Below are 18,405 nucleotides of genomic sequence, written 5' to 3'. Positions count from 1 at the left end.
TCCATCGAAACAAAGGCATAGCGCATTCCTCTCATGTCCTGGCTCACTTGAGAGCCGTCCGGTGGAGGGCGCGATCTGGAACGCGAGATTGAGCACGCCCGTGCAAGCATCTCTTGTGAATATCTCGTGATGCTACAACAGTCGCATGATAGGGTATTGCTACATTTGTAGCAAGAGGGCGCGCAAAAAAACGCGCCCTGCGAAGGGGCGCGTTTTTTCTGATTAGAGGCGCTTGCTAGTAGCGATACTGGTCGGATTTGAACGGACCTTCGACCGGCACGCCAATATAGTCGGCTTGCTCCTGGCTCAGCTTGCTGAGCATGGCGCCAACCTTGTTGAGGTGGAGTTTGGCGACCTTCTCGTCGAGATGCTTCGGCAGCACATAGACTTCGTTCTTGTACTGGTCGCCTTTGGTCCAGAGTTCGATCTGGGCCAGCGTCTGGTTGGTGAAGGACGCCGACATCACGAAGCTCGGATGGCCCGTGGCGTTGCCGAGATTCAGCAGGCGGCCCTGGCTGAGCAGCAGCATGCGCTTGCCGTCAGGGAAGGTGATCATGTCGACCTGATCCTTGACATTCGCCCATTTGAAATTCTTCAGGCCTTCGACCTGAATTTCGTTATCGAAGTGACCGATATTGCCGACGATCGCCATGTCCTTGAGGGACTTCATGTGATCGACAGTCAGCACGTCTTTGTTGCCGGTTGATGTGATGACAATGTCAGCGCGCGGCGCGCCTTCTTCCATGGTGACCACTTCAAAACCGTCCATCGCAGCTTGCAGTGCGCAGATCGGATCGACTTCGGTGACCATGACGCGCGCGCCAGCGCCTTGCAGCGAAGCGGCGGAGCCTTTGCCCACATCACCATAACCGGCGACGAGCGCGACTTTGCCGGCCATCATCACATCGGTGCCGCGGCGGATGCCGTCGACCAGTGATTCTTTACAGCCATATTTGTTGTCGAATTTCGACTTGGTGACCGAGTCATTGACGTTGATCGCCGGGAACGGAAGCGTGCCTTTTTTCTGGCGCTGATAAAGCCGCAATACGCCGGTCGTGGTTTCTTCGGTGACGCCTTTGATGTTGGCTTTGACCGTCGAATACCAGTTTGGCTGTTTGGCGAGGCGGCGCTTGATCGTGTCGAACAGCGCGGTCTCTTCTTCATTCGACGGTTTGTCGAGGATCGACGGATCTTTTTCCGCGTCCGCGCCGAGCAGGATGAGCAATGTCGCATCGCCGCCATCATCGAGGATCATGTTGGCTGTTTCGCCATTCGGCCATTCAAAGATCTTGTCGGCGAGGTCCCAATATTCCTCAAGGCTTTCGCCTTTGAAAGCGAAGACCGGCGTGCCGGCTGCGGCGATGGCGGCCGCCGCGTGATCTTGCGTCGAATAGATGTTGCAGGACGCCCAGCGCACATCCGCGCCCAGGGCCTGAAGCGTTTCGATGAGAACGGCGGTCTGGATCGTCATGTGCAGCGAGCCGGCAATGCGTGCGCCTTTAAGCGGCTGGGCTTTGCCATATTCTTCGCGGGTCGCCATCAGGCCCGGCATTTCGGTTTCGGCGATTTCAATTTCGCGGCGGCCGTAGTCGGCGAGATTAATGTCTTTGACGTGATAATCGTGGTGCGCGGGCGCGGTCATGACGGATGGTTCCCTGATCTGCTGAAAGCTGAAATATGTGGGCGGGCTATAACAGGGCGCCTTGACGGCGCCAAGGGCATATAAGGATTTCTTTATGTCCCCGGGGCGAAGCGCCGCCCAACCTGGTGCGCCAATCGCGTGAATGTGTGGCCTGATCGGGCGAGAACCGTATTATAAAGGCTGTGGGCCGGGCTGCCACTCAAGGAAAGACGAATATGATCAAGCAATTATCAGGTCTCCTCACGGCCAGCATTGCCGGCGCCGCCATGATGTCCGTCGCTTTTGCGGACCATCATGAATCCGGCGAGGCCATGGATGTGGATCCGCGCCTGGGCGAGGAAACAAATCGCATTTGCTTCGCCAGCACGATCAATGGATGGCGCAGCGTCAAGGGCGAGGATGACGTGGTCCTGCTCGAGCGCGGCGTAAACGACTGGTATCGCGTTGAGCTGTCTGGCGGCTGCGACGAGCGCATCCTCCGTTCCGCCTTGGCGATCGGCATAGACAGCCGGCCCGGCGGCGGCTGCGTCACCCGCGGCGATACGATTATTGTCGAAGACAGCCCGGGCTTTTCCCGCCGCTGCATGATCACCCGCATCTACAAATGGGATGAGGACGCCGTGCTGGAAGATGACAAACCGGCCGATGAGAGCGAAGAGTCCCACTAAAACATCCGTGTAAGCCCTGTATTGGCGGGACGGCAGAGGCAATCTGCCCGCAGCGCTTTGATATAAGTGCTGCGGGGCGTATCATTCGTGCACTCTCCGTGTGCGCAATGATTACGCGCCGCCACCGGGAGATAACCGGGCGACTAGAATGAAAATTATAATTGCGATTGCTGCGGCGTTGGCCGCTGCAAGCACCGCCTATGCAAAAAAGCCAAAACAGGAGGAAACACCGCCGCCGCCAGCATCCGTCAGTTTCGAAATGAATGACCAATCAATGGGGGAGGTGCTGGATCAGGTGTGTCTTGCCGACCCGCTTGTTTCAGAAACCTACGATTCTGAAAGCAATATGCTGATTGTTGCGACTGCTGACGGCGGAAAAGCATTCCTGCATCTTGAGGGCGACTGCGATATAACCACTCTTATGTTTTCTGACACGGCAAGCGGCGGGGAAAACGGATGCCTGAAGACGGGAAGCGATATCACCTTTTCGGCAAGTGGCGGGCGCGCTAAAACGTGCAAGATCACAGCGATCCATAACTGGACGGAAACGCCCGAAGACGATTTCTACAAATACTAACGCGTGTTTTTCGCAATCGCTTCCAGCCCCTCTCGATAGGTGGGGAATGTCAATGCGACGCCCAGCGCGTCTTTCATCCGCTTGTTCGAGACGCGTTTATTGTCCGCGTAAAAACTTTTCGCCATGTCCGAAAGGTCCGCTTCCTCAATCGGGATGAGCGGTGGCGGCGTGACGCCTAATAGCGTGCAGGCATGATCGATGACGTCTTGCGGCGGGGCCGGCTCGTCATCGGCGAGATTGTAAATGTTGTGCAGGCGCGGGCTTTTCATGCTCGCATCCAGCGCCGCCGCGATGTCGGCGACATGCATGCGCGAAAACACTTGGCCTTCCTTATAGATGCGCCGTGCTTTTCCCGCCCGCACGGTGGCGAGGGCCGAGCGACCCGGTCCGTATATGCCGGGGAGACGAAATATTATCAGCGGCAAGTCATGAGCGCGCGCAAGCTCCAGCCAGTCCGCTTCGGCTTTGATCCGGCGCAAGGCGCGCGGCGCGGTCGCGCGTAATTCGCTTTCTTCATTGACCCAAGCGCCGTCATGATCCCCATAGACGCCATTGGTGGACAGATAGCCGATCCAGCGGAACTGCCGGGCGCGTTCGGCGATCGCCGATCGCGCCGCCGCAAATGTCGGGCAGCCTTGCTCTCCGGGCGGGGTCGAAATCAGCAGGGCGCTGGCATTGTCGAGCCATTGCGCCTCGAATTCACCTTCCTTCCAAAGATGCGCCTCTATGCCGCTATCGCCTAGTCGTGCGATCTTTTCAGGCGTGCGCGCGGTGCCGGAGATCTTCCAGCCAGCATGGTTCATGCGCGCAGCAAAGAAACGCGCCGTATAGCCAAGGCCGAAGCAGAAGAGATGTTGATCGTTCATATTGTTCGCATATGCTGGACTGAGTTGCTCGACAGCGGCGGAAAAGCCGCCTATGGCGGGACCATAGTCGAACTGTTTTAATATGCCATGCACCGTTTATTTGTTGCGCTTGAATTGCCTGAAATTGTCGCTGACGCGCTGACTGTATTACAGTCAGGCATTGACGGCGCGCGCTGGGTAAAGCCCGAGAATTTCCATCTCACTCTGGCTTTCATTGGGAAAACCGACCGGCATGGATTTTCCGCCGCGCTGGACGCGCTTGCGGGCATTTCTGCGCCGGCCTTCGAAATGCGGCTTTCCGGCGTCGGCGTGTTTGGTGATAAAAAGCCCCATGCGGTGTGGGCAGGCGTTGCATCCTCGCCGGAACTCATGCATTTGCAGGCGAAGGTTGAAACAGCATTGCGGCGCGCTGACTTCGCACTCGAAAAGCGGAAATTCAAACCGCATGTAACGCTCGCCTATTTGAAAAACACCTCGCAGGAAGCAGCAGCGTTATACGCCGCCCAGCATGGACTTTTTTCCTGCGGTCCGTTTCCGGTTGATGCGTTGCATCTTTATTCATCGGAACTTGGAAATGACAGCGCCCATTACGCAATTGAAGCGAGCTATGCGCTTTCATCTTCGAGGTGATCGAGAAATCCTTCGGCGCCGCGTTCGAGAAGATCGAGCACGCGCTCAAACCCGTCGCTTCCGCCGTAATATGGGTCAGGCGTTTCGCGCGTATCGCAATCTGCGAAGTCAAGAAACAGTCTGAGGTCTGCTGTACGGTTCGGCGGCGCGAGGTCGAGCAGGTCGGCATGGTTCGACATATCCATCGCGAGCAAATAGTCGAACTGATAAAAGTCCGACAGGTCGACTTGCCGCGCCCGCTGATAGGAGATGTCGATGCCGCGCTTTGCGGCGGCCTTGATCATGCGCGCATCCGGCGGATCGCCGGCATGCCAGCCGCCGGTTCCCGCAGAATCGATGCTCAAGCTGAGGCCGCGCTGTATAGCGCGGGCGCGCAACACGCCTTCCGCCGCTGGAGATCGGCAGATATTGCCAAGGCAAACAAAGAGCACCGTTGTCGTCATCGCCATCACTTCAATGTCACGTCACCAAAATTTGATCGGACGGAACCGCTTTCAGATCAAGGTTGAAAGGCGTAAAAGTTCGCCGGTCAATAGCGCCTTCATATGTAAAGGAACTTCTATGAGCTTATCCATATCATCAATCGCCCTGACGGCGACGGGCCAGATGTTCGGCGGCCTTGAGCGCGTGCTGAACAAGGGCGCCGCGCATGCGGAAGCAAAGAAAGTAGAGGAGGGCGTTTACCTCGACTGGCGTATCGCGCCTGACATGTTCCCGATGAAGCGTCAGGTGATGATTGCGACTGAACTGCCTGCGCGCGGGCTTGCACGACTTGCCGGCGCTGCATTGCCGTCATTTGACGACAAGGAAGAAAATTTTGCGGATCTGTTGGCGCGGATCGAGAAGTCCCGCAGCTTCATCGCTGGATTGGACAAGGCCGCCATCGATAAAGATCCCGATACGGATATTACCGTGCCCTTCGGTCCGCAGGAAATGACCTTCAAGCGCGCCGGATATTTTCAGACCTTTGTGCTGCCCAATCTCTATTTTCATGTGACGGCAACATATCTGCATCTGCGCAATATGGGCGTCGATGTGGGCAAGCTCGACTATATGAACGCGCCGGCGCCGTAAGCGGCGATGCCTGCTTTCGCAAATATCGTCATCCTCACCGGCTCCGGCATATCGGCGGAGTCGGGCGTGGCGACATTTCGCGACAAGCAAGGGGTCTGGTCGAAATATGACTATCGCGAGGTGGCGACGCCGGAAGGCTTCGCCGCCAATCCGGCGCTGGTGCATGAATTTTACAACCAGCGCCGGCGCGCCTTGCCGGAGGTCGCGCCAAATGCCGCCCACATAGCGCTTGCCGAGCTTGAGCAAGGGATGAACGCATGCGGCGGGCAAGTGACGCTGGTTACGCAGAATGTTGACGACCTGCATGAGCGCGGCGGGTCTGCAATGGTTCTGCATATGCATGGTGAATTGTTGAAAGCCGAATGCGCCTCTTGCGGGGCAGTGGCGCCTTGCGATTTTGATCTGTCAATCGAGCTGGCTTGCGCGATCTGTTCTCGCGCCGGAGGCATGCGGCCGCATGTGGTGTGGTTTGGCGAGGCGCCGCGCCATCTGGACGAAGCCGCCGATGCAATCATGGCCGCCGATCTCTTTGTCTCCATCGGCACATCCGGCTCGGTCTATCCCGCCGCCGGGTTTGTCGCGGAAGCAAGAACGATTGGTGTACCGACGATGGAGCTCAATCTGGAGCCCTCTGAAAATGCACAGCTTTTTACCGAAGCGCGCTACGGGCCGGCGGGCGAGATCGTGCCCGAATGGGTCGCGGAAGTTTTGCAGTCATAGGTTCTGCGCTGAATCAGCAGGACCTGTCGTTCAGATTTGCTGGAACGGCATAATCCGCTCATCGCCGGGTGATCGCCCCCTGCTAGGCTTGTAACGGCGGCGCCAGACGACCTAGGCTCATCGCCAACAGGGAATCATCCGGGGTTTATCCATGAAAAAGACGATTGCGTTTTTCGCCGCGCTTGCGCTCACGCCTGCTTTGGCGGCGGCACAGGCGGAAGAGAAAAAAGACGAGAAGTGGGACGTGTCCGCGCCGCCATTGACGACGCGCGACATCCCGATCGACGTCGAGGAAGGCACCTGGATGAGCCTCGATGTCAGCCCGGATGGGCGGACCATCGCCTTTGACATGCTGGGCGATGTTTACACCATGGCGATCACTGGCGGAGAGGCGCGCTCCATCGCAAGCGGCATGGCGTGGGAGATCCAGCCGCGCTTTTCGCCGGATGGCAAAAAGATCTCCTTCACGTCCGATCGCGGCGGCGGCGACAATATCTGGATTATGAATGTCGATGGAACCGACAAGCGGCAAGTGACGAAAGAAAGCTTCCGCCTTCTCAACAACCCCACCTGGTCGCCGGACGGCCAATATATCGCCGCGCGCAAACATTTCACCACGCAGCGCTCGCTCGGCGCTGGGGAAATCTGGCTCTACCACATAGCTGGCGGTGACGGCGTGCAACTCGTCAAGCGTCCTAGTGAAACGCATCAGAAAGAACTCGGCGAGCCGATTTTCTCAGCAGATGGAAAGTATATTTACTACAGCCAGAACATCACGCCGGGGTCGACCTTTGTTTACGCGCAAGACTCCAATGGCGACCTGTTCCACATCAACCGCTATGAAATGGAGACCGGTGAAATTGAAACTGCTGTCTCCGGTTTCGGCGGCGCGGTGCGGCCGGCGCCGTCGCCTGATGGGCGGCACATGGCGTTCGTCCGTCGCGAGCGGGCAAAATCGAAGCTCTATCTGAAGGACCTTCACTCCGGCGCCGAACGCAAAATCTATGACGATCTCGACCAGGATTTGCAGGAAGTCTGGGCGGTGCACGGCGCCTATCCGAATATGGACTGGACGCCCGATGGCAAGGCTCTGGTCTTTTGGGCCGGCGGCAAGATCCGCCGCATCAATATCGCGACCGGCGCCGTTTCGGTTATTCCTTTCCATGTTGCAGATACGCGCGCAGTGGTTGATCCGCCGCGACCTGAAGTCGCCGTTGCGCCTGATAGTTTCAAAACCACCATGCCGCGCTTTTCGGCCGTGTCGCCGGATGGCTCGCGCGTGGTGTTTGAATCAATCGGCAAGCTCTATGTGAAAAACCTCCCCGACGGCGCGCCGAAGCGTCTGACCAATGGCCGTGACGGGTTCGAATTTTTCCCGTCCTGGTCCTATGACGGCCGCAGGATTGTTTATGTGAGCTGGACCGATACCGGCTTGGGCGTGATTCGTACTGTGGGCGCCGGCGGCGGCGCAGGGCGCGCAATTACGCGCGAGCCGGGACATTATCGCCGCCCGCGTTTCTCGCCGGACGGCAAAACTGTCGTTTTTGAAAAAGGCGAGGGCGGTTATCTCACTGACGGCGACTGGTCGGAGTCTGCGGGCGTATATGTCGTCGCGGCGGGCGGCGGCGCCATGACGCGCGTTGCCGATAGCGGATCATTCCCGCATTTCGGCGCAGAGAATGACCGTATTTTCATGACAGAATATGACGGCGATACCGGCCAGCTCGTCAGCGTCGATCTCTCCGGTAATGAATCGCGCAACCACGCTTCGGGCGATCTGGTCACGCAGTACCAGGTCTCTCGCGACAGCAAGAACGTTGCTTTTGTCGACAATTACAGCGCGTTCGTCATGCCGCTTACGCCGGGGCCGCAAAATACCGGCGCAGGCCGGTCTGCATCTGCGCTGCCGGTGACAAAGGCCAGCGGCGACGGCGCGAGCTATATGAACTGGTCGCGCGGCGCCTTGAACTGGACGCTTGGCCCGACGCTTTTTTCGGCGAAGGTCGCAGACATGACGCCGTCAGCACCGAAAGGCGAGGATGACGACGCCAAAGGATATGAGCCGCCAAGCACCGGCGCTGACCTTTCCATGCGCTTCAAGCCGGACACGCCGTCCGGTGTTGTCGCGCTTGTGGGCGCCCGCATCATCACCATGGCGGATGATGATGGCGGCGTCATCGAGAACGGCGTCATCCTGATTGAAAACAACCGCATCACGGCGGTCGGCTCTTCTGCGGCGATGACTTATCCCGCGGGCACGCCAACGGTTGATCTTGAAGGCAAGACCATCATGCCGGGCCTTATCGACGCCCATGCGCATGGTCCTTACGGGACCGACGACATCATCCCGCAGCAGAACTGGTCAGTGATGGCGCATCTGGCGCTGGGCGTGACGACGGTGCACGATCCGTCCAGCCAGGCGAGCCATGTTTTTTCCGCGTCGGAATATCAGCGCGCCGGAGAAATCATCGCGCCGCGCATCTATTCGACCGGTGAGATTGTTTATGGCGCCAAGGCGCCCGGCTATTACGCCGCTGTCGATAAATATGAAGACGCGCTTGCGCATGTGCGCCGCCTGAAAAAACAGGGCGCCCATTCCATCAAAAACTATAATCAGCCGCGCCGCGACCAGCGCCAGCAAGTGACGGCGGCGGCGATCAACGAAAACATCGCGGTCGTGCCTGAAGGCGGTTCGCTGTTCCACATGGATCTGTCCTTGATTGCGGACGGCAACACCTCGGTTGAACATAATCTGCCGCAATCCATGCTCTATGAAGATGTGCTGAGCTTCTACAGCCAGACCAAGGTCGCCTACACACCGACGCTCGTCGTCACTTATGGCGGCGCGGGCGGCGATCCTTACTGGCGTCAGGCGACAGATGTGTGGCTGCATCCCATCTTGTCGAAACACGCGCCGCCACGCCTGTTGCAGGCGACATCGGTGCGGCGGGAAAAAGCGCCGGAAGAAGACTACGCCGACCAGGTCAGCGCGCGCACCTCAAAGCTGCTTGCAGATCGCGGCGTGCTGGTTTCCATCGGAGCGCACGGACAGGAAGAAGGTCTCGCCGCCCATTGGGAGCTGTGGTCCTTCGCTCGCGGCGGGATGAGCCCGGTTGAGGCGCTCAAGACGGCGACAGTCGCGCCGGCGAAGCATCTTGGTTTCTTCAAAGACATAGGTTCGATCGAGGCCGGAAAACTCGCCGATCTGGTGATCCTTAACTCAAATCCGCTGGAGGATATCCGCAATTCCGACGACATCAGCGAGGTGATGTTGAATGGCCGTCTCTATGATGCGGCGACCCTCAATGAAAAAGTGACCGGTGAGCGCCGCCGGGAGTCTTATTGGTGGGAATAGAAAAAGGGGCTCCCCAATGAAGAGAATGCTTATCTGCGCCGCATCAGCGCTGGCGCTGACTGCTTGTTCGCAAGCGCCCACGCAAACGCCGGCCGAATTGGGTGGCGGGCATGACGCGCCGCTTGAGAATTATGCGGCGGAAGGCGTCGCCGCGATGACGCTTCCCGAACTCGCTGCGGCGATCAAGGCCGGTGAAGTAAGCTCAGTGGAGGCGACGACGGCTTATATCGCGCGCATTGAGGCGGTGGACTGGGCCGGACCGGAACTGCAAGCGGTGCTGACGATCAATCCGAACGCGCTCGACGATGCGGGTGCAGCAGACGCCAGGAAGCAGTCAGGGGAATCGCTCGGCGCGCTTCATGGCGTGCCGGTGTTGTTGAAGGACAATATCGAATCCGCCGACCCGATGGCCACGACCGCCGGCGCGCTGGCGCTCAAAGACAATGTGACGGGCCGCGACTCGCCGCTGGTTGCGGGATTGCGCGCGCAAGGCGCGATCATTCTCGGTAAAACCAATCTGAGCCAATGGGCGAATTTCCGCTCTAATGATTCCATGAGCGGCTGGTCGGCGCTGGGCGGGCAAGTGAAAAACCCGCATATGCTTGATCGCAATCCTTGCGGTTCGAGTTCGGGCTCAGGCGCAGGCGCCGCCGCCTCGCTCGCCGCCGGTGCGGTTGGCACCGAGACCAATGGCTCGATCATCTGCCCCTCCGCCATTAACGGCGTTGTCGGTTTCAAACCGACGGTCGGCCTCGTCTCGCAGCAATATATCGTGCCGATTTCCCCGTCGCAGGACACGGCGGGACCGATGACCAAAACGGTGACCGGCGCGGCGATGATGCTCGATGCGATGGCGACCGGTGATGCGAAGACTGACTATGTCGCCGCGCTTGACGCAGACGCGCTGGAAGGCGCGCGGATTGGCGTATTGCGCTATGCACAGGGCGAAAACGCGGATGTTATCGAGCGCTTCAATGCGGCGCTCGATGCGATGGAGGCGGCCGGCGCCGTGCTGGTCGATATAGACGACTTTAAACCGGCGACGGAGAACGCCGGCGCAAAAGGCTACACGGTTCTGCTTTATGAATTCAAAGCCGCGCTGAACGATTATCTCGCCGACGCCGCGCCGGAAGTGACGACGCGCAGCCTCGGTGAGTTGATCGCCTTCAACGAAGAGCACGCCGAAGTAGAGCTCGCTCTCTTTGATCAAAGCATTTTCGAAGCGGCGGCGGCGAAGGGCGGCCTTGACGATCCGGATTATATTTCCGCCCGTGACGATGTTCAAAAAGCGTCTGGTCCGGATGGAATCGACGCGATGCTGGCGGCGCATGACGTTGATGTTCTTGTCTCGCCATCGCGCCCGCCGGCGCCGCGCGTCGATCCGATCAATGGCGATGTCTGGCCCAGCGGCGTGGGGGCGGGATCGCTCGCCGCTATCGCCGGCTATCCGCATCTCACCGTGCCCATGGGAACCGTTCGCGGCGTGCCTGTCGGGGTGTCCTTCATCGGCGCCAAGGACGCCGACGCCAAGGTGCTGTCCTATGGCTATGCTTACGAACAGAAGACGATGGCGCGGGCCGAGCCGCAATATCTGCTGAATGCGCAAGCTTTGCCGGAAATCGCCGCCGCGATGAAGCGCAAGGCCGGACAGTAAGACAAAGCGGCTTTCCGCCTCGAATGTTTCCGGCGTCAGAGAATGCCGCCGGAGATTTTTCTGCGCTGATGATCGCGGTCAGAACCGGTCAGATCGAGCCGTGGCAGTGCTTGTATTTTTTGCCTGACCCGCAAGGGCAGGGACCATTGCGCGGCACGCGGCCCCAGGTTTCGGGATTGTTCGGATCGACGCCCTGCGCGCCAACGAGGCCGCGCATGGTGCCGATGCCGGCGGAAGGACGCGCGCGCGATGCTTGCTCCGCCATTTCGTTTTCGCCGGTGCTTGGATTCACATGGCTTTCGGTCATCGGCAATTCGGGGCGTTGCGGCACGGCCTGTTCCGGCGCGCGCACCTGAACATGCATCAGCATCCGTGTGACGTCGCGGCGCAACCCGTCCAGCAGCCCTTCGAAGAGCGCGAAGGCTTCGGTTTTGAACTCGTTGACCGGATCGCGCTGGCCATGACCGCGCAGCCAGATCACCGAGCGAAGATGGTCGAGCATTTGCAAATGTTCGCGCCAGCTCGAGTCGAGCACATTGAGGAGGATCGCCTTTTCAACCCGGCGCATCGTGTCCGTGCCGACTTCGACGGCGCGGGCGGCGGCGAGCTTGTCGGTCTCCTCGATCAGCCTTTCAGCGATCTCGCTATCGGCGACGCCTTCTTCCTTGGCCCAGTCATCGACCGCGAATTCCTTGCCGAAGACATCGGCGAGGTCTTTTTTGAGACCTTCGACATCCCATTGCTCCGCATAGGATTTGGGCGGCAGATGCGCGGCGACAAGGTCGTCGACCAGTTGGTTGCGCATGTCGAGAATGATGTCATCGACAGTGTCGGTCGACATGAATTCAATGCGCTGTTCGAAAATCGCCTTGCGCTGATCGTTGATGACGTCGTCGAATTTGAGAACGTTTTTGCGCATGTCGAAATTGCGCTGCTCGACTTTTTTCTGCGCGGTCTCGACGGCCTTGGTGAACCAGGGATGCTCGATGGATTCGTCGGGCTGGATGCCGAAACGCTTCAGCATTTTTTCCATGCCGTCGCCAAAGATGCGCATCAGGTCATCTTCGATCGAAAGATAGAATTTTGTCGTCCCGGGATCGCCCTGACGGCCGGAACGGCCGCGCAACTGATTGTCGATGCGGCGGCTTTCATGGCGCTCTGTGGCGAGCACGAACAACCCGCCCGAATCGAGCGCTTTTTGTTTGTCGGCGGCGATCTTGGTTTCGATTTCCGCGCGTTTGCGCTTGATGGTTTCTTCGTCGTCGCCTTCTTCAAGCGAGGCCATCAATTGGAGATCTACCGATCCGCCGAGCTGAATGTCCGTGCCGCGGCCAGCCATATTGGTGGCGATGGTGACGGCGCCCGGCGCGCCTGCTTGCGCGACAATTTCAGCTTCCTGCTCGTGATAACGCGCATTCAGCACATTATGGACGATGGGGTCTTTTTTATCGCCGAGTTCGGAAAGGTAAGCAGCCTGTTCCTCAAGCTTGTCCTTGAGGTCCTGCTCTTTGTCTTTCAGCGCCTTGGCGCGTTCGCGCAGCGTTTTGGCGAGGTCCTTGAAAAACTTCTTGTCGCTCAGCATCGAGGACAAAAGTTCAGACTTTTCGATTGAAACCGTGCCAACCAGCACCGGTTGACCGCGCTTGACGCAATCAGCGATCTGCAAAGCGATGGCTTTGTATTTCTCCTCCGCCGTCATGTAGAGCTCGTCGTCCATGTCATCCCGCGCGATTGGGCGATTGGTCGGCATTTCAAAGACATTGAGCTTGTAGATATCGGCGAATTCAGACTCTTCGGTGAGCGCTGTGCCGGTCATCCCGGCGAGCTTGTCGTAGAGGCGGAAATAATTCTGGAAGGTGATTGAGGCGAGGGTCTGGTTTTCCGGCTGGATCGAGACGTTTTCTTTCGCCTCGCAAGCCTGGTGAAGTCCGTCGGACCAGCGCCGGCCTTCCATCATGCGGCCTGTGAACTCATCGATAATCGTCACTTTGTCATTGCGAACGATGTAGTCCTTGTCGCGCTGGAAAATCGTATGCGCTTTGAGCGCCTGGTTGACATGGTGGACGAGGGAGATGTTGACGGAATCGTAGAGGCTGTCGCCTTGCAGGAGGTCAGCCTCTTTCAGCATCGCCTCGATTTTTTCGTTGCCTTCCTCGGTGAGAATGACAGACCGCGCCTTTTCGTCGATCTCGTAATCTTCTTTGGTGAGCTGCGGGATGAGCTTGTCGATGGCGATATACAGATCGGATTTGTCGTCGGTCGGGCCGGAGATGATCAGCGGCGTTCTGGCTTCGTCGATCAGGATCGAATCGACCTCGTCGACGATGGCGAAGTGATGTCCGCGCTGGACCATCTGATCGAGCGAGGATTTCATATTGTCGCGCAGATAGTCGAAGCCGAATTCGTTATTGGTGCCGTAGGTGATGTCGCAGGCATAGGCCGCGCGCCGTTCCGTGTCATCGAGCCCGTGGACGATGACCCCGGTGGTCATGCCGAGCTGGGCGTAAACCCGGCCCATCCATTCCGCGTCGCGGCTGGCCAGATAGTCGTTGACGGTGACCACATGGACGCCGCGGCCGGTCAGGGCGTTGAGATAGACGGGCAGGGTGGCGACAAGGGTTTTGCCCTCGCCGGTCTTCATTTCCGCGATATCGCCGAAATGCAGCACCATGCCGCCGACCATCTGGACGTCATAATGGCGCTGGCCAAGGGCCCGTTTTGCGCCCTCCCGGACGGTGGCGAAGGCTTCTTCGAGCAATTTGTCGAGAGATTCGCCGTCCTTATAGCGCTGTTTTAACTTTTCAGTCTGAGCAATCAGGCCATCATCGGTCAGCTTGGCGATCTCGTCTTCCAGCGCATTGATCGCTTCCACGCGGCGGAATAAAGGCTTGAGGCGGCGATCATTGGATGAGCCGAAGATTTTTTTTGCGATACCGAGTAACGCCATGAGGACTTGGCCTTCGTGCTGCGATGAAAAGCTCGGCGGCGCCCTCGTCAGACTAGCGCGGGCGCGCCTTTCATCGTCCGGGTTGGAATTGCGGAGCCCCGGAGGGGGCGCCGGAGAGATAGTGAGCGCCTCTGGTCCTGTCAACGAAAGCAGGGCGGAGGAGACGCAATGAGCGGAATATGATGGAAACGCCGGACGGACAGCGGATGGAACCCGAAAAGCGCGCCAGGCCTTTGGCGGCGGGTGGCGCTGTGCTGGCCGCGATACGGGCGGTGGGCCGTGCTGTGTTGAATGGCGTCGTTATGGCGCTGCGGGCGGCAGGCAAGGTGGCGATCACCACCTGGCGGCTGGCTGCGGCGCTCGATCTGGCGCTATGGCGCGCGGTGAAGCTTATGGCGCGCCGCCTGCTGGAGGGGCTCGCCTATGCGGCGCGCCTCGCGGGCGCGGCTTTTCGCGGGCTCATTGTCTGGCTGCCCACGCGTACAGGGCGCGCCTATAGCGCCCTGTCCGGCGCTTTTCTGGTCATTGCCGGCCTGTGGATCATTGATGTGCTGCGCACGGTTCCCTCGCTGGATTCTGCCGGCGCCGCTTCCGCGCGTGCGCCTATTGACGCAGAGGACCCGATCCTCGCCCGGATCGACGGGCGCTATGTGCATTTGTCGGAGATTGAAGCGACAGCCCGCGCCGGCGGGTTTTTGCGGCCTGACGAGGTTCTGACGCCGAAATCCGCGTTTGAGCGGAATCTGGTGGAAGCCTATGTGGAGCAACGCCTTCTGGCCCGGGCCGCGCTCGACCAGGGATTGCAGCGCAGCCCAAGCGTTTCCCGCAAGGTGAATGCGGCGCGTGACCGGGTTCTGGCTGCTGCTTTCATGGATGTGCAGGTAAAGGACGCTGTCACGCCTGAAACGGTGGAGCGCCTTTACGACGCCCAGTCAGGCGTGACCCGGCTCGGCGACGAAGTGAGGGCGCGCCATATTCTGGTGGCGACCGGCGAGGAAGCCGAAGAAATCGTGACGCTCCTCAAGGAAGGCGGCGATTTCGCCAAGCTGGCCCGCGCCCGTTCCCTGGATCGCGCAACTGCGCCTTTGGGCGGCGAGGTCGGCTGGTTCACCAAGAGCATGATGACCCCGGTCTTTTCCCGCGCTGCGTTCGGCGCAAAGGAGAGCGGGGTCGTGCCGCCCTTCCAGACCGAATTTGGCTGGCACATTCTGGAGGTGCTCGATCGCCGTCCGACCAGCGTCGTGCCTTTCGATGAAGTGCGCGAACCGATCGAAAATTTCCTTCGTATGCGGACGATAGAAAATTCCCTGCGCGAGCTCGAGGAAGAAAGCCAGGTTGTGTATTTCCGCCCGGAAGCCGCCAGGGCCGCGCCCGCCAGCGCGCCGCCGGACCTTTCCGACCCGGCGCTGACGGATCCGGATTTCACTTTGCCGGGCGGCGGGCCTGGTAATGGACCTGGCGGGGGCGCTTCGGAGGATAACGGAACCGAAGACACGATTGAGTAGCCAATATGGTAAACGAAAACTAACGCTGGCGCTGTCGGCGAAGTCGATAAAATTTTATCGGGTTTGGCATGAGACTGTTAAAAATCATCCTCTAGAAATTAAGGCGAGATTATGGCGGAGCTATTGCTCGTAGCGGCTTGCGCGCTCATCGACCGGGACGGAAGAGTCCTGATGGCGCGGCGGCCCGAAGGAAAGGACCACGCTGGATTGTGGGAATTTCCAGGCGGCAAGCTCGCAAAAGGCGAGACGCCGGAAGCGGCATTGGTGCGCGAGTTAAAGGAAGAACTCGCGATTGATACTGAGGCGTCTTGTTTGGCGCCAGTGGCCTTCGCGTCGGAGACTTTAGGGGAATTTCATCTTTTGATGCCCCTATATATCTGCCGAAAGTGGAAGGGCGCGCCACAACCGCTTGAGGGGCAAGAGCTCCGATGGGTGCGGCGCGACGCGCTGGCCGGAATGGAGATGCCGCCGGCAGACAAACCGCTGGCGGCGCAGTTAAGGGACTTGTTGTGATGGGCGAAAAATCAGCACACACCACAAAGCGGCGCGGTCTGACAGCGCTGGTTGATCGTTTTCGCCGTGATGATGATGGCTCCACTGCAATTGAGTACAGCCTGATCGCCGCGCTGATCTTTCTGGCGATTGTCAGCGCAATTCGCAGCTATACGGCGTCGACAAGCGCCATGTATAACGACATCAGCGAAACGATTGAAAACGGCTGATCTCGGCGTCTCAGGACGCGCCTTCAATCGCATCCTTCAGTGAGGTTTTTCCCGAGCCGGGCTGCAGCGGTTTTTGCTGGCTTTCATGCGGCGCCCAGCCGGTCAGAAAAACAATCTCGAATTTTTCCACCCCGCCAGCCTCGGCAAACAACGCCATGGCACGCATCAACACGTCACGGCGCAACGGCGCCGGATGGTTCGCCAGGGCGCTGGTTTCTCCCATGCCGCGCAAATCGCGCAGGAGTTTGAATGGCGCATCGTAGCTGACGGTGACCTTGTCGGTATCGACAACCGGCAGGGCGAAGCCGGCGCGCGACAGCGCCTGACCGTAATCCTGAATGGCAGCGAAAGGCGCGATCCGCGCAGAGACGCCGCCAGTGAGTTCAGCTTCTGCGGCGTAAAGCGCGCGCCGCAACCCATCCAGGGTTTCTTCACCGAATATCGCCGCCATGAACAGCCCGTCGGGCTTTAAGGCCATGCGAGCCTGCGCAAGGGCGCCGACCAGATCATTGGCGGTGTGAAGCGTCAGCAGGCTGACAAACAGATTGAGGCTTTGAGGCGCCAGCGGAAGCGCTTCCGCGTCAGCGGCGACCCGCAATTGCGACTGCGGCAGCCGCGCCGGCGCGCTGTCGATTGCAATCACGTCGCCAACTTCGCAGGCCGGCGTCAGCATGCTCGTCAGTTCGCCGGCGCCGTCAAAGGCGGCTGTCGCGAATTGCCGCTTCACGATCTCCAGCCTTTCGACGATGTCTTGCATCGCCCGCCGGTGGAGAAAATCGAAATCGCCAAAGCGCTTCGCCGCTCTTGCGCGGCGGCGGGCATACAGATTTCTGTCGAAAATGCGGGGCGGCGCTTTCATGCGCGTCATCTAGCCCTGCGGCGGCGGCGGGGCAACCGGCGCGGCTTGCCAGCCCGGGCTAGAGCGGGCAGGCTTGGCCCATGCTGGCGGCGTCTGCACCGGACACTTTGCTGGCGATGAAGGGGTGAGGGTTTTACGACATGATCCGCGTAAGGCGAATATGGACGCGCGCGCTCGACCTTGCCTTGCCGCCGCATTGCCCGGTGACGCAGGAAGAGGTGGCGTCGGCTGGCGTGCTGGGCACCGCCGCCTGGGGCGCAGCGCATTTTATTGAAGATCCCAGATGCGGGCGCTGCGGCGTTCCCTTTGCTGCTGATTATGGCGAAGAGGTTGAATGCCCGTCCTGCATAGCTGCGCCGCCGGATTTCGACAGCGCCAGAGCGGCGGTCGTCTATGACGACGCCAGCCATGCTTTGGTGGTCCGGTTCAAACATGGCGACCGGACGGAGCTGGCGGAGATGTTTGGCCGCTGGATGGCGCGCGCGGCCGGCGACATGCTGACCGTTTCGTCGCTGCTCATTCCGGTGCCGCTGCATCCGCGGCGGCTTCTGGCGCGGCGGTTCAATCAGTCCGCCTTGCTGGCGCGCGCGGTCGCCAGTGAAACCGGCGCTCTGCTGGCGGTGGACGGGCTTGTCCGGCGCCGGTCAACGCCGCCGCAGAAGGACCTGTCGGCGGAGGCGCGCAAGCGCAATGTCGCCGGAGCCTTTGCGCCGCGGAACGATCAGGCTCGCGCCTTGATCAAAAACGCCCATGCGGTGTTGATTGACGATGTGATGACAACAGGCGCAACCTTGTCCGCAGCGGCGCGGACGCTGCGCCGCGCCGGGGCTGCGCGCGTGGATGCGCTGGTGCTGGCGCGGGTTGTAAAGGGCGGCATCGGCGCCATATAGCGCCATTGCGCAAAGCTGGAGACCGGAATGAAAGACGTCGTCGTATATACAAAACCCCTGTGCCCTTATTGTTTCCGGGCCTTGGCGTTGCTTGAAAAGAAAGGCGTCAAAGCGACCGAAATCTCCGCCGCCTATGACAAGGACAAGCGCCAGGAGATGCTCGCCAAGTCCAACGGCAAAACCACCTATCCGCAGATTTTTATCGGCGACACGCATGTGGGCGGCTTTGACGATCTCGCCGCGCTTGAGCGCGCCGGCAAGCTGGACCCGTTATTGAATGGCTGAACCGGGCTCAT

Annotated in this window: 17 protein-coding genes; 12 read left to right on the top strand and 5 right to left on the bottom strand. The window is 59.6% G+C overall.

Annotated elements, in window-relative coordinates; genetic code table 11:
• Positions 1–235 precede the first annotated feature (235 nt).
• Positions 236–1,642 carry an adenosylhomocysteinase gene (ahcY, locus tag AC0L8G_RS17150; protein WP_473385377.1) on the bottom strand — a complete coding sequence of 469 codons (1,407 nt, stop codon included), beginning with the start codon at positions 1,640–1,642 and terminating at the stop codon, positions 236–238.
• Positions 1,643–1,857: 215 nt separating this feature from the next.
• Between ahcY and AC0L8G_RS17145 the strand changes: the two genes are divergently transcribed.
• Both AC0L8G_RS17145 and AC0L8G_RS17140 read left to right on the top strand, forming a co-directional pair.
• Positions 1,858–2,310, top strand: coding sequence for a DUF6491 family protein (locus AC0L8G_RS17145; protein ID WP_473385376.1), 453 nt, complete (start codon positions 1,858–1,860; stop codon positions 2,308–2,310).
• A gap of 100 nt (positions 2,311–2,410) precedes the next feature.
• Positions 2,411–2,887 carry a hypothetical protein gene (locus AC0L8G_RS17140; RefSeq protein WP_473385375.1) on the top strand — a complete coding sequence of 159 codons (477 nt, stop codon included), beginning with the start codon at positions 2,411–2,413 and terminating at the stop codon, positions 2,885–2,887.
• Here AC0L8G_RS17140 and AC0L8G_RS17135 read toward each other — a convergent pair.
• Positions 2,884–3,753, bottom strand: a complete 870-nt coding sequence (locus AC0L8G_RS17135; protein ID WP_473385374.1) for an SDR family oxidoreductase — start codon at positions 3,751–3,753, stop codon at positions 2,884–2,886. The genes AC0L8G_RS17140 and AC0L8G_RS17135 overlap by 4 nt on opposite strands.
• A gap of 87 nt (positions 3,754–3,840) precedes the next feature.
• Here AC0L8G_RS17135 and thpR point away from each other — a divergent pair, with 87 nt between their 5' ends.
• Positions 3,841–4,383, top strand: coding sequence for an RNA 2',3'-cyclic phosphodiesterase (thpR, locus tag AC0L8G_RS17130; RefSeq protein WP_473385373.1), 543 nt, complete (start codon positions 3,841–3,843; stop codon positions 4,381–4,383).
• Here the strand turns inward: thpR and AC0L8G_RS17125 are convergent.
• Positions 4,359–4,832 carry a low molecular weight protein-tyrosine-phosphatase gene (locus AC0L8G_RS17125; RefSeq protein ID WP_473385372.1) on the bottom strand — a complete coding sequence of 158 codons (474 nt, stop codon included), beginning with the start codon at positions 4,830–4,832 and terminating at the stop codon, positions 4,359–4,361. The two genes, thpR and AC0L8G_RS17125, sit on opposite strands and share 25 nt — an antisense overlap.
• A gap of 112 nt (positions 4,833–4,944) precedes the next feature.
• Between AC0L8G_RS17125 and AC0L8G_RS17120 the strand changes: the two genes are divergently transcribed.
• From AC0L8G_RS17120 to AC0L8G_RS17105, 4 genes are all read left to right on the top strand, one after another.
• Positions 4,945–5,457 (top strand): DUF1993 domain-containing protein, encoded by a 513-nt coding sequence (locus AC0L8G_RS17120; RefSeq protein ID WP_473385371.1) that lies wholly within the window; start codon positions 4,945–4,947, stop codon positions 5,455–5,457.
• 6 nt (positions 5,458–5,463) lie between these two features.
• Entirely contained in the window at positions 5,464–6,177 is a 714-nt protein-coding gene (locus AC0L8G_RS17115; RefSeq protein ID WP_473385370.1) for an NAD-dependent deacylase, read from the top strand.
• A gap of 151 nt (positions 6,178–6,328) precedes the next feature.
• The gene (locus tag AC0L8G_RS17110; protein WP_473385369.1) at positions 6,329–9,532 is read left to right on the top strand and encodes an amidohydrolase family protein; all 3,204 of its coding nucleotides are present in this window, start codon (positions 6,329–6,331) and stop codon (positions 9,530–9,532) included.
• Positions 9,533–9,548: 16 nt separating this feature from the next.
• Positions 9,549–11,186, top strand: a complete 1,638-nt coding sequence (locus AC0L8G_RS17105; RefSeq protein WP_473385368.1) for an amidase — start codon at positions 9,549–9,551, stop codon at positions 11,184–11,186.
• An 88-nt stretch (positions 11,187–11,274) separates the two neighbouring features.
• Here AC0L8G_RS17105 and secA read toward each other — a convergent pair whose 3' ends face one another.
• Positions 11,275–14,133: a preprotein translocase subunit SecA gene (gene secA / locus AC0L8G_RS17100; RefSeq protein WP_473385367.1), complete on the bottom strand. Its 2,859-nt coding sequence runs from the start codon at positions 14,131–14,133 to the stop codon at positions 11,275–11,277.
• A 179-nt stretch (positions 14,134–14,312) separates the two neighbouring features.
• On the opposite strand from secA, the gene AC0L8G_RS17095 reads away from it, so the two are divergent.
• The 3 genes from AC0L8G_RS17095 to AC0L8G_RS17085 all read left to right on the top strand — a co-directional run bounded on the left by AC0L8G_RS17095 (position 14,313) and on the right by AC0L8G_RS17085 (position 16,360).
• A complete protein-coding gene (locus AC0L8G_RS17095; protein WP_473385366.1) occupies positions 14,313–15,638 on the top strand; it encodes a peptidylprolyl isomerase in 1,326 nt (441 codons plus the stop codon).
• A gap of 111 nt (positions 15,639–15,749) precedes the next feature.
• Positions 15,750–16,151 (top strand): (deoxy)nucleoside triphosphate pyrophosphohydrolase, encoded by a 402-nt coding sequence (locus AC0L8G_RS17090; protein WP_473385365.1) that lies wholly within the window; start codon positions 15,750–15,752, stop codon positions 16,149–16,151.
• Positions 16,151–16,360, top strand: a complete 210-nt coding sequence (locus AC0L8G_RS17085) for a Flp family type IVb pilin (RefSeq protein ID WP_473385364.1) — start codon at positions 16,151–16,153, stop codon at positions 16,358–16,360. Before AC0L8G_RS17090 ends, AC0L8G_RS17085 begins: the two co-directional genes overlap by 1 nt.
• 10 nt (positions 16,361–16,370) lie before the next feature.
• On the opposite strand, the gene AC0L8G_RS17080 is transcribed toward AC0L8G_RS17085, so the two are convergent.
• Positions 16,371–17,228, bottom strand: a complete 858-nt coding sequence (locus AC0L8G_RS17080) for a methyltransferase domain-containing protein (protein WP_473385363.1) — start codon at positions 17,226–17,228, stop codon at positions 16,371–16,373.
• A gap of 131 nt (positions 17,229–17,359) precedes the next feature.
• Here AC0L8G_RS17080 and AC0L8G_RS17075 point away from each other — a divergent pair, with 131 nt between their 5' ends.
• Together AC0L8G_RS17075 and grxC are read left to right on the top strand one after the other, a co-directional pair.
• Complete coding sequence (locus AC0L8G_RS17075) at positions 17,360–18,109, top strand: ComF family protein (protein WP_473385362.1); 750 nt, start codon at positions 17,360–17,362, stop codon at positions 18,107–18,109.
• Positions 18,110–18,136: 27 nt separating this feature from the next.
• Entirely contained in the window at positions 18,137–18,394 is a 258-nt protein-coding gene (gene grxC / locus AC0L8G_RS17070; RefSeq protein WP_473385361.1) for a glutaredoxin 3, read from the top strand.
• Positions 18,395–18,405 lie beyond the last annotated feature (11 nt).

The organism is Hyphococcus sp. D3-15 (genome assembly GCF_055809375.1).
This window is presented reverse-complemented; position numbering and strand designations above follow the sequence as displayed.

Bases quoted from the DNA above. Each gene is read 5' to 3' on its own strand.
- ahcY (WP_473385377.1), bottom strand. From the start codon at position 1,642: ATGACCGCGCCCGCGCACCACGATTATCACGTCAAAGACATTAATCTC.
- AC0L8G_RS17145 (WP_473385376.1), top strand. From the start codon at position 1,858: ATGATCAAGCAATTATCAGGTCTCCTCACGGCCAGCATTGCCGGCGCC.
- AC0L8G_RS17135 (WP_473385374.1), bottom strand. From the start codon at position 3,753: ATGAACGATCAACATCTCTTCTGCTTCGGCCTTGGCTATACGGCGCGT.
- thpR (WP_473385373.1), top strand. From the start codon at position 3,841: ATGCACCGTTTATTTGTTGCGCTTGAATTGCCTGAAATTGTCGCTGAC.
- AC0L8G_RS17125 (WP_473385372.1), bottom strand. From the start codon at position 4,832: ATGGCGATGACGACAACGGTGCTCTTTGTTTGCCTTGGCAATATCTGC.
- AC0L8G_RS17120 (WP_473385371.1), top strand. From the start codon at position 4,945: ATGAGCTTATCCATATCATCAATCGCCCTGACGGCGACGGGCCAGATG.
- AC0L8G_RS17115 (WP_473385370.1), top strand. From the start codon at position 5,464: ATGCCTGCTTTCGCAAATATCGTCATCCTCACCGGCTCCGGCATATCG.
- AC0L8G_RS17110 (WP_473385369.1), top strand. From the start codon at position 6,329: ATGAAAAAGACGATTGCGTTTTTCGCCGCGCTTGCGCTCACGCCTGCT.
- AC0L8G_RS17105 (WP_473385368.1), top strand. From the start codon at position 9,549: ATGAAGAGAATGCTTATCTGCGCCGCATCAGCGCTGGCGCTGACTGCT.
- secA (WP_473385367.1), bottom strand. From the start codon at position 14,133: ATGGCGTTACTCGGTATCGCAAAAAAAATCTTCGGCTCATCCAATGAT.
- AC0L8G_RS17095 (WP_473385366.1), top strand. From the start codon at position 14,313: ATGATGGAAACGCCGGACGGACAGCGGATGGAACCCGAAAAGCGCGCC.
- AC0L8G_RS17090 (WP_473385365.1), top strand. From the start codon at position 15,750: ATGGCGGAGCTATTGCTCGTAGCGGCTTGCGCGCTCATCGACCGGGAC.
- AC0L8G_RS17085 (WP_473385364.1), top strand. From the start codon at position 16,151: ATGGGCGAAAAATCAGCACACACCACAAAGCGGCGCGGTCTGACAGCG.
- AC0L8G_RS17080 (WP_473385363.1), bottom strand. From the start codon at position 17,228: ATGACGCGCATGAAAGCGCCGCCCCGCATTTTCGACAGAAATCTGTAT.
- AC0L8G_RS17075 (WP_473385362.1), top strand. From the start codon at position 17,360: ATGATCCGCGTAAGGCGAATATGGACGCGCGCGCTCGACCTTGCCTTG.
- grxC (WP_473385361.1), top strand. From the start codon at position 18,137: ATGAAAGACGTCGTCGTATATACAAAACCCCTGTGCCCTTATTGTTTC.